Source organism: Pseudomonas sp. (assembly GCF_049645325.1).
Taxonomy (GTDB): Bacteria; Pseudomonadota; Gammaproteobacteria; order Pseudomonadales; family Pseudomonadaceae; genus Aquipseudomonas.
Window position 1 is genome coordinate 1 of sequence record NZ_JBARTQ010000274.1, and the last position, 9,286, is coordinate 9,286.

General features: G+C 62.9%; 8 protein-coding genes. 1 reads left to right on the forward strand and 7 read right to left on the reverse strand.

Annotation, left to right across the window (positions count from 1 at the left end; all coding sequences use genetic code 11):
* Nucleotides 1-136: 136 nt before the first annotated feature.
* The 6 genes from WBB95_RS11985 to WBB95_RS12010 all read right to left on the reverse strand — a co-directional run bounded on the left by WBB95_RS11985 (nucleotide 137) and on the right by WBB95_RS12010 (nucleotide 7,376).
* A complete protein-coding gene (locus WBB95_RS11985) occupies nucleotides 137-838 on the reverse strand; it encodes an NAD(P)H-dependent oxidoreductase (RefSeq protein ID WP_424487790.1) in 702 nt (233 codons plus the stop codon).
* Nucleotides 839-877: 39 nt separating this feature from the next.
* A complete protein-coding gene (locus tag WBB95_RS11990; RefSeq protein WP_424487791.1) occupies nucleotides 878-2,485 on the reverse strand; it encodes a 5-guanidino-2-oxopentanoate decarboxylase in 1,608 nt (535 codons plus the stop codon).
* Nucleotides 2,475-4,583 carry an acetate--CoA ligase family protein gene (locus tag WBB95_RS11995; protein ID WP_424487792.1) on the reverse strand — a complete coding sequence of 703 codons (2,109 nt, stop codon included), beginning with the start codon at nucleotides 4,581-4,583 and terminating at the stop codon, nucleotides 2,475-2,477. The genes WBB95_RS11990 and WBB95_RS11995 overlap by 11 nt, the downstream gene beginning before the upstream one ends.
* A gap of 17 nt (nucleotides 4,584-4,600) precedes the next feature.
* Nucleotides 4,601-5,761, reverse strand: coding sequence for an acyl-CoA dehydrogenase family protein (locus tag WBB95_RS12000; RefSeq protein ID WP_424487793.1), 1,161 nt, complete (start codon nucleotides 5,759-5,761; stop codon nucleotides 4,601-4,603).
* A gap of 36 nt (nucleotides 5,762-5,797) precedes the next feature.
* Nucleotides 5,798-6,589, reverse strand: a complete 792-nt coding sequence (locus tag WBB95_RS12005) for an enoyl-CoA hydratase/isomerase family protein (protein WP_424487794.1) — start codon at nucleotides 6,587-6,589, stop codon at nucleotides 5,798-5,800.
* Nucleotides 6,590-6,737: 148 nt separating this feature from the next.
* Nucleotides 6,738-7,376, reverse strand: coding sequence for a TetR family transcriptional regulator C-terminal domain-containing protein (locus WBB95_RS12010; protein ID WP_424487795.1), 639 nt, complete (start codon nucleotides 7,374-7,376; stop codon nucleotides 6,738-6,740).
* Between the two features lie 417 nt (nucleotides 7,377-7,793).
* Between WBB95_RS12010 and WBB95_RS12015 the strand changes: the two genes are divergently transcribed.
* Nucleotides 7,794-8,618 (forward strand): hypothetical protein, encoded by an 825-nt coding sequence (locus WBB95_RS12015; RefSeq protein WP_424487796.1) that lies wholly within the window; start codon nucleotides 7,794-7,796, stop codon nucleotides 8,616-8,618.
* A 15-nt stretch (nucleotides 8,619-8,633) separates the two neighbouring features.
* Here the strand turns inward: WBB95_RS12015 and WBB95_RS12020 are convergent.
* Nucleotides 8,634-9,286 (reverse strand): outer membrane protein (locus tag WBB95_RS12020; protein WP_424487797.1); only part of this gene is annotated, 653 nt, incomplete at its 5' end.

The window sequence follows — 9,286 nt, forward strand, 5'->3', positions numbered from 1 at the left end:
GCGCGGGGCAAGCCCGCTCACTACAGCGATGTGTAGATACTTATGCTGCGATAGCGGTGTATCAGTCACCTGATAGGCTGACAGATGGACCGCTATCGCGGGCAAGCCCGGCTCCCACAGTTGAAGGTCGTTGGATTCAAGGCAGTGGATACAGCGCATCATCAAACTGCTCCAGCTTCGGAAACACCAAGGGCTGCTCATCCGCCAGCCCTTGCAGCCGCTGCTGATACCCGCGCAAGAAACCCTCGCGCGCCTCGGCGCTGATATACGGCACATGCCACGCCACAAAAGGCGCCAACACCTCATACCCGACATACGCCAGCGTGCCGCGCAAAATCGGCCGCAACATGTCCTCCAGCGGCCCGTGAATCGAGCCCTCACCGAACATATGCTCGCGCCCGCCCAAGGTCACGGTGACCAGCGCGCGCTTGCCCGCCAACCCGCCCTGATCGTAAAAACGCTTGCCGCCGTAACACACGCCCGAGACCAGCACCCGGTCAATCCAGCCCTTGAGCATCGCCGGGGCCGAAAACCAGAAGATCGGGAAGTTGAGAATCAGCACATCGGCCCAGAGCACCTTGTCCAGCTCGCCCTGGATATCCGCCGCAATGGACTGCTTTTTCACGCCCAGACGCTGCTCCAGGGCATACACCAGGTAGTCGGGGTTCTCCCGCGTTGAAAAGTCCGCCGACGACGCCACCGGATTCCACTGCATGGCGTACAAATCACTCACCTGCACCACATGGCCCTGCCCTTCCAGCGTGGCAACGGCCTGGTCGCGCAGCGCGGCGGTAAACGACTGCGGTTCAGGGTGGGCGTGAACGATCAAAACTTTCATTGGAATGTCCTTCCAGGGCGTGTCGCTGAGGATCAACTCTTAGCATGCATGGGCGTGTTTCAGCTCGATCAAGGTCACGCCGTTGCGTTTGAAACCGTTGCGCAAGTCCGTCTGCAATTCATCCAGGTTTTTGGGCTGGTTCACCGTGCAGCCGAACGCCTGGGCGAACAGCGCGAAATCTGGGTTGCGTGGCAGCACGCCGATCGGCTCGATGTCCAGGCTGAGCATGTCGTCGCGGATCTGGCCAAGGGCGTCGTTGTTCCACAGCAGCACCACCAGCGGGCTGTCCAGTTCTTCGACGGCGGTCGCCAACTCCTGCGCGGTGTAGAGAAAACCGCCATCGCCCACCAGCACTAATCCCGGCCGCAGGGGCGCGCCGAATTTGGCCCCGATGCCCGCCGGCAAGCCGTAGCCCAAGGTGCCGTAACCGGTGGGGTGCAACCAGCTGCGCGGTGCGCGGCTGGGGTAGGCGTAGTTGCCGGTGTAGGCCAATTGGGTCATGTCGCTGCTGATAAACGCATCGGCCGGCAGCTCCGCCTCGATGCGGTCGAGAATCGCCTGATGGAGAGTCTGTAGCGGGCCGTGCCCCAGCTCCACGGCCTGGCGCAAGGCCGCAACCTGTGCAATCGCCGCGTGCGGGTCACGCGCCGTGGTCGGCAAACGCTCCAGCAAGGCCACGACCGTCTGATGGGCATCACCCTGCAGCGCCACGTCGCAGGGGTAGAAATCGTTGAATTTGCGCGGGTCGATGTCCGCCCGCAGCAGTTCGCCCTTGAGCGGCAAACGCTCGCGCCAGTAATCGGTGTCGGCCATTTCCGTGCCGACGGCCAGCACCACATCCGCCTCGCTGATCAGCTGCCAGCCAGGCTCCACGCACAGGGTGGCGCCGGCGTTCAGCGGGTCACCTATCGGCAACAACCCCTTGCCCGCCACGCTGGTGAAAAACGGCGCCGCCAGCAACGCGCTCAAGCGCTGCAACGCCTCGCCCGCGTCCAGCGCACCGCCTCCGGCAATGATCATCGGGCGCTTGGCCGCAGCGAGTCGGGTGGCGGCCTGATCCAACACCTCGGCTGAGGGCAGGCCACGCCCGGGACGGCGCACCACGTCATTGCTCCAGTCGCGTTTTATCGGCGCGGCCAATACATCCAGCGGCACCGAGATGTGCACCGGCCGTGGCCGCTCGCTGTTGAACACCGCGTAGGCACGGGCGATCAACTCGGGCAAGTCTTCAGCGCTGAGCGCCACTGCCGAAAATGCCGTGATCGGTGCGGTAATCGCACGCTGATCCTGGGTTTCATGCAGGCTGCCCCAGCCTTTGCCGAGGCTGGCGGTGTGGTTGACGCTGGAGATCACCAGCATCGGAATCGAGTCGGCATACGCCTGGCCGATGGCCGTGGCGGCATTGGTCACGCCGGGGCCGGTGATCACAAAGCACACCCCCGGCTTGCCGCTGACCCGCGCATAGCCGTCGGCCATGAACCCGGCGCCCTGTTCGTGGCGCGTGAGCACATGGCGAATGCCGCTGCCCGGCAAGCCGCGGTACAGCTCCAGGGTGTGCACCCCGGGAATACCGAACACCGTGTCGACGCCATAGTTGGCCAGCAAACGCACCAGGGCCTGGCCGCCGGTCATGGTTTTATCGTGCATGCTCATCTCCTAGACGAATCAATGCATCGACCGCCGTGGCGCCTCGGGCACTGACCAACAATGGGTTCACATCCAGCTCCAGCAACTGCGCGGCGTTGGCGCAGCCGTAATCGGCCACCGCGCGAATGGCCGCCACCAGCGCGTCCAGGTCCGCCACTTCACGCCCGCGAAAGCCTTGCAACAAGGCAGCGCTGCGCAGGTTGAGCAAGGCGTGGCGGATGGCGCCGTCGGTGGTCGGCAACAGCAGGCTGCAACTGTCTTTGAGCAGTTCAACCAGAATGCCGCCAGTGCCGATGACCAGGGCCAGGCCGAAATCGTTTTCGCGCTTGATGCCCACGATCAACTCGGCGAGCGGCGGCGCGGCCATGGCTTCCAGCAACAATTGATCGAAAACGACACCCGGCGCATACGCTGCGATTTGCCCGCGCATGTGTTCGAGCGCTGCCGACAGCGCAACGCCGTCTTGCAGGTTCAGCGCCACGGCCCCCGCTTCGGTTTTGTGCGGCAAGTCGGCGCTGACCGCCTTGAGTACCAAGGGGTAGCCCAATAACGTCGCGTCCGCGATTGCCCGCCCTGGCGTACTTAACATCGCGGCCGGCGTGCTCAGGCCGAAAGCGCGCAGGGCTTGCTTGGAGGCCCATTCATCCAGGGCCAGGCCCTGCCCTGCAAGGGGCTGCGGGCAGAGCGGTGCAAGTATCGACTCACCCCGTTCGAGCAGCACACGCCGGTTGTTTTGATAATTGGCAATGCGGCCCCAGGCGGCGAGCGCGTCCTCCACGCCTTGCAGCGCGGCAATGCCGTGAGCATGCAGACGCTCGCGGGCGTGCACCGGGAGTAATTCGGGGAAGGCCGAGGTGACGAAACCGGTCTTGCCATGGCGGCTGAGCGCGCTGCAAAACAGGTCGAGCAGCAGGTCGCACTCTTTGCGCTCGCCGGTAAATTCCGCCGGGTAATCGAGCACCAGCATGACGGCGTCGGCGTCGGTGCGCAGGGCCGTGTCGAGCATGCTGTGGAGCGCTTCGCGGTCGCCCCAGATGGCCGTGGTGAAATCCAGCGGGTTGACCAGGTTGGCGTAGCTGGGCAGCACCTGCGCAAGTTCGCCGCGCTGGCCTTCGTCAAGTGCGGGCAAGGCCAGGTGGTTGCGTTCGGCGTAGTCGGCAATCAGCCCGGCATCGCCGCCGGAACAGGCCAGTGCCATCAGGCGGTTGCCCGCCGGAAGGTTGCCACATGCAGCGGCCTTGAGGGTTTCGACAAAACCCACCGGCCCGCTGACGCGAATCACGCCCAAGCGGGCAAACAGGCTGTCGTACAGCGCGTCGGAGCCAGACAGCGAGCTGGTATGACTCAAGGCCAGCTCGGCACCGAGCTGCGAAACGCCGGTTTTCAGCGCGATGATCGGAATGCCCTTTTCCAACGCCTTGTGCGCTGCACGGGCAAACCCCGGCACATTCTTCAAGCCTTCCAGGTGCAAGCCGATGGCGGTGACGCGCGGCTCGTCGAGCAACACGTCCATCAACTCGGCCACGCCCAACTGCGCCTGGTTGCCGACCGAGGCCATGTAAGCCACGGGTAACGAGCGGTCACTCATCGACAGGTTGTAGGCGAAGTTGCCGCTCTGGGTCAGCACGGCCACGCCCTTTTCTACCGACTTGCCGCCATGGGCCACCGGCCACAGCGCCGAGCTGTGCAGGTAGTCGAGCAGGCCGTAGCAGTTGGGGCCGAGCAAGGCCATCTGCCCGGCGGCCAGCAGCAGTTGCTGTTGCAACGCGGCACCGTCGGCGCCGGTCTCGGCAAAACCTGAGGCGTAACAGATGGCGCCGCCGGTGCCGATGGCTGCGAGTTCAGCCACACACGTCAACGTCAGCTCACGGTTGGTGGCGATAAACACTGCGTCCGGGCCGCAGGGCAAATCGGCCACGCGGCGCACACAGGGAATGCCGTCAAGGCTGTCATGCTGCGGGTTGACCAGCCACATCGGCCCGTCAAAACCGCCCTCGGCGCAGCGCTTGAAGGCGCGGGCCATGCTGCGCCCGCCAACGAAGGCCAGGTGCCGGGGCGCCAGCAGGCGCTTGAGGTTGTCGCGAATAGCCTGGGACATAAACGTTCTCCGCGCGATCAGCGCAACAGCGGCCGCAGCAGTTCGCGGGCGATGATATGGCGCTGGATTTCCGAGGTGCCTTCCCAGATCCGCTCGATCCGCGCGTTGCGCCAGATGCGCTCGACCGGGCCTTCATCCATCAAGCCCATGCCGCCGAAAATCTGCACGGCTTCGTCGGCGACCTTGCCCAGGGTTTCACTGGCAAACAGCTTGGCCATGCCGGCTTCGCCATCGGTCATGCTGCCCTGGTCCATTTTCCAGGCGGTGTGCAGGGTCAAGAGTTCGGCGGCGCGAATCTGCGTGGCCATGTCGGCCAGCTTGAAGCTCACGCCTTGATAGGTGCCGATGGGCTGGCCGAACTGCTTGCGGTCCGCCGCCCATTGCAACGACACATCCAGCGCACGCTGGGCCTGCCCGACGCAGTTGGCGGCGACCATCACACGGCCGGCGGTGAGCCAGGCGTTGGCGACTTCCCAGCCTTTGCCCACGTCGCCAAGGACCTTGGACGCCGGCACACGGCAGTCGTCGAAGAACATTTCGTAGGTGTGATAACCGCGGTTGCTCACGCACTTTGGCCCACGGCGGATGGTCATGCCGGGCGTGCCGCGATCCACCAGAAACGAGGTCACCGCGTTGCGCTGGCGGCCGTTGTGTTCATAGGTGTCGGTGACGGCGAAGACGATGGCGAAGTCGGCGTGCCCGGCATGGCTGATGAAGTGCTTGCTGCCGTTGATCACGAAGTCATCACCGCTGCGCACGGCACGGGTCTTGATCGCGTTGGCATCGGAGCCGGCACCCGGTTCGGTCAGGGCAAAGCAGTCAATTTTCCGGCCCTGGACACAGGGCAACAAGTAGTCCTCGATTTGCGCACCGGTGCACGCCATCAGAATCTTCGAAGGCCGTGCGACAAACACATGCAGCGCCCAGGAGACCTTGGACAGCTCGCGCTCGATCAGCGCCTGGGACAGGTAATCGAGCCCACCGCCGCCGACCGCTTCCGGCATGTTGAAGGCATAGAAACCAGCGGCGATCGCCTTGTCGCGGATCTGCGCGGCAAGCTGCGGCGACACCTCATCGGCACGGTCTACCGCTTCCTCGTGGGGCAACAATTCCCTGGCAACAAAGCTGCGTACCGCGTCCACCAACATGTCTTGTTCTTGGCTGAGCTGGAAATTCATGGCGCTACCCGTCGTGTGGAAAAAGAGGTGTCGTGTTTATTCGCCGGAGAAGCTCGGGAGGCGTTTTTCCACAGACGCACGCAGCGCTTCGGCGCCGTCGGCACTGCGCCCGCACAGCAGGCCTGCAGCGAGTTCCGCGTGCAGTTGCTCCGGCAGGGTGCGCGCGGCGCCTTCGCGAATCAGGGTCTTGGTCTGGGCGAAGGCGAAGGTTGGGCCTTTGGCCAGGCGCGCGGCCAATTCGGCGGTGTGGGCGTGCAGTTGATCATCGGCGACCACTTCACCCACCAGCCCGGTCGCGAGGGCGCGGTCGGCGCTCCACAACTCGTCGAGGAACAACAGGCGCTTGGCCTGTTCGCTGCCGATCAGGCGCGGCAAGTGCCAACTGGCACCGGCGTCCGGCGAGTAAGCCATGCTGGTGTAGCCAGCCTTGAAGCGCGCCGACTGCGCGGCGATGCGCAGGTCGCAGCACAGCGTCAGGTCCATGCCGGCGCCGACAGCGGTGCCGTTGATTGCGGCAATCGTGGGTTTGTCGAGGGTGTGCAGGCGGGTCATCAGGGCATGGGCGGTTTCGGTCCAGCCGTAGGTTTCGAGGGCGCCACGCGCTTCGGCGTCGGCCCATTCAGCCAGGTCGGCACCAGCGCAGAAACTGCGACCGCTGGCGGTCAACACCACCACGCGCACAGCGGGGTCCGTGTTGAAAGCGTCGAGCAGGGCATGCAGATGCTTGAGGGCCGGGATGTCCAGTGCATTGCGTTGCGGGCCACGGTTGAGGGTGATCCAGGCAACGCCTGCTTGCACGTGAGTGAGCACAGGCGAATCGGTGGTCATGGCGTCCTCGAATTATTTTAGTTGGCGTGAGGGGTGCGACATGGCGAGATACTAAACGAGTGTTCAGTAACGTGGCAATCGGCAAACTGCAAATATTTTCAGTGGGGAAATAACGGCCCGAACAGCGCGCTCAGGCGGCGAGATGGGCTCAGGGTTTGAGCTGGTAACGCTGGCGGCCGCCGTTCTGCAAGCCGTCGACCCAGGCCTCGCAGATCTGGATGCCCTGCTCTGGCGTGAAGGTGCCGGGGTTGAGCCCGGACTCCAGCCACAGGCCGTCAAGCAAGGCGCTCAAGCCGATGGCGGCGAGGTCGGCATCGAACTGCTCCCAGCCCTCCTCCTTCGCCATATCCGTCAGCGCCGAACGCATGATGGTGCGGTACTCGCCGTAGGAATGTTCATGGGCCAGGTTGATCGCGGGCGCGGTCTTGACGGCGCCCCAGAACACCAGCCAGGCATCGAGCAGATGCGGGTCGAGCAATTCGGCGGAAAACGAGCCACGAAACAACGCCGACAAACGCTCGCGCGGGTTGGGCGGCGCCTTGGCCATGGTCGCGCGCAGCAGGCCCATGACCTGGCTTGTGATCGTGCGATAAGCCTCAGCCACCAGCTCATCCTTGCCCGAGTAGTGGTGACTGATCAGCCCCACCGACACGCCCGCCTCGGCGCTGATCTTGCGGATCGACGCGCCCTGGAAGCCGTCACGCTTGAGGCACGTGAGCGTCGCCTGGACCAGATTGGCCTTGCGTAACTCCGGCTCCATCCGGGAAAAACGGGATTCCTGGGTCATGTGGCGATTTCCTGCGGTTGAGTCGGCAGCACGACTCTACATCAGTCGCGGTAGCCGGGCGAGGTGGCGGCGCAAGTGATCCGGGTGACTGCACCGACGGCACTTTAGCCGCTGGCGCTAATGGAGACGTTTCCTACGGGAACTGGCGACGGTGGCGCGGCGCGCCATCAGTGGTGAGTGGCGAATGCGCTTGCTATAAAAATGGCTACTTCTTTTCGAGGCTGTCGCCATGCTTTTAATGCATTTGATGTTTGGGAGACCGACGCAGGCTGATTGGGATCGAGCAAGAGACGTCAAGTCCCGTAAAACGTGGAAAGTCGTGCCCGGAGGCATTGGCCTGGACGCCGCCGAAGTGCTGGCGTCAGAGCAGTACAGATTAGCTGTACGCCAGGTGCGCAAAATGGAGGCCGACGATTCATGGGCCTGCTGATCATCCCGCCATTACTGGTCAGCGGTTACGTTGTCTGCACCAGGCACCCGTTTTATTACGTGCGCCTGCACCGTTTTCAAGGGCAACTGCTCTACTTGCAAGTCGCGAGGCTGGGCATGGTTTGCCTGATCGTTGCAACGTTCCTGAGTGCAGCTATTTGGGTGCTGTCAAAGCAGAAGATCCATATCGCAGGATACGAGATTGCTTCGGACTACAGCACCTACCTGGGCAACCTGTTGGTGCACCTCGATATAGCCAATGAGAGAAACTGCACGCTGTGGGTCTTTCTGATCCAGGCAGGGCTGACTGCTTTGGTTATCCCTTTCTTCTGGGCAAGGCTCTATGGCCGCGTGAGGAAAAAAATACTGGCACTGGAAACGGATGCACAACTCTATTCCTTGCTTTGCCTGGGTCTTCTGGAGGGCAACCCATTCAGAATTTTACTGAAAGAATCCATCGTGCAATTCGCGCCGTGCATGTTCAGCTTAAGTGATCGCAAGGTCTATGTCGGGATTGTCTTATTCGCCGGAACACCGACGGAATCCGAAGGTGTCGACCATGCGTTCAGCTTGCTCCCCATACTCAGCGGCTATCGCGACAAGGACACGCTGGAGGTCACCTTCAACACTCACTACGCGCACACAGAACAGCCGCTCCCCATTCTGCTGATCCAGGAAAACGTCATCTGCGCCACGCGCTTTGACTTCACCGCCTGGAACACTTTCCAGTCGCGCAAAAACCGCAAGGCGCGACAAGGGCAGTTTTACCACCGCCCTGCGCGCCCTTTGGGAGCCCCACGCGCCTGCGCATGAGGCTCAACGCCAGCGTCAATCAAATTTCCAGTTCAACCCCACGCGCAACATCTGCCCATCGTTCTTGAACTTGGAGTCATACCCGGTACCCGCCCCGCCGCTGCCCGGAATCACCGCCACGTTGAGTTTGTCTTCGCCCAGGTCGTAGTACAAATATTCGGTCTTGAACGACAGGTTCTTGGTGATCGACTGCTCGATACCGGCACCCACCGTGTAGCCCATCTTGAAGTGGCTTTGATCGCCGCTGAATTGGGTATTGCCGGTTGGGCCGAACATGTCGATGCTCTGGCTGGTTTCACCGTAGGCCAGGCCGGCCGTGCCGTAGATCAGGGTATGGTCGAAGGCATAACCGAAACGCCCACGCAGGGTGCCGAGGTATTTGATCTTCGACTCGAATTTGTTGTTCAGCGCCAGATGGGTGTTGAGTTGCGACGTGCCGATAGTGCGGCTGTCTTGCAGGTCGGTGTGGGAGATATCCGCTTCGACACCCGCGACCCACTGACCGAACTGGTAGTTGTAGCCGATTTGCGCGCCGCCGAGCAGGCCATTGCGGTCCAGGTCTACGCGGCCCGGGCGTGCGCCGCCGTTGATGTTGGCGATGTTCGGTGCGGCCTGGCCCTTGGTATTGACGTCACCATCGCCACCAAAACCGTAGCCGGCGCTCAAGC

Bases quoted from the DNA above. Each gene is read 5' to 3' on its own strand.
- WBB95_RS11990 (WP_424487791.1), bottom strand. From the start codon at position 2,485: ATGCACGATAAAACCATGACCGGCGGCCAGGCCCTGGTGCGTTTGCTG.
- WBB95_RS12000 (WP_424487793.1), bottom strand. From the start codon at position 5,761: ATGAATTTCCAGCTCAGCCAAGAACAAGACATGTTGGTGGACGCGGTA.
- WBB95_RS11995 (WP_424487792.1), bottom strand. From the start codon at position 4,583: ATGTCCCAGGCTATTCGCGACAACCTCAAGCGCCTGCTGGCGCCCCGG.
- WBB95_RS12015 (WP_424487796.1), top strand. From the start codon at position 7,794: ATGGGCCTGCTGATCATCCCGCCATTACTGGTCAGCGGTTACGTTGTC.
- WBB95_RS12005 (WP_424487794.1), bottom strand. From the start codon at position 6,589: ATGACCACCGATTCGCCTGTGCTCACTCACGTGCAAGCAGGCGTTGCC.
- WBB95_RS12010 (WP_424487795.1), bottom strand. From the start codon at position 7,376: ATGACCCAGGAATCCCGTTTTTCCCGGATGGAGCCGGAGTTACGCAAG.
- WBB95_RS11985 (WP_424487790.1), bottom strand. From the start codon at position 838: ATGAAAGTTTTGATCGTTCACGCCCACCCTGAACCGCAGTCGTTTACC.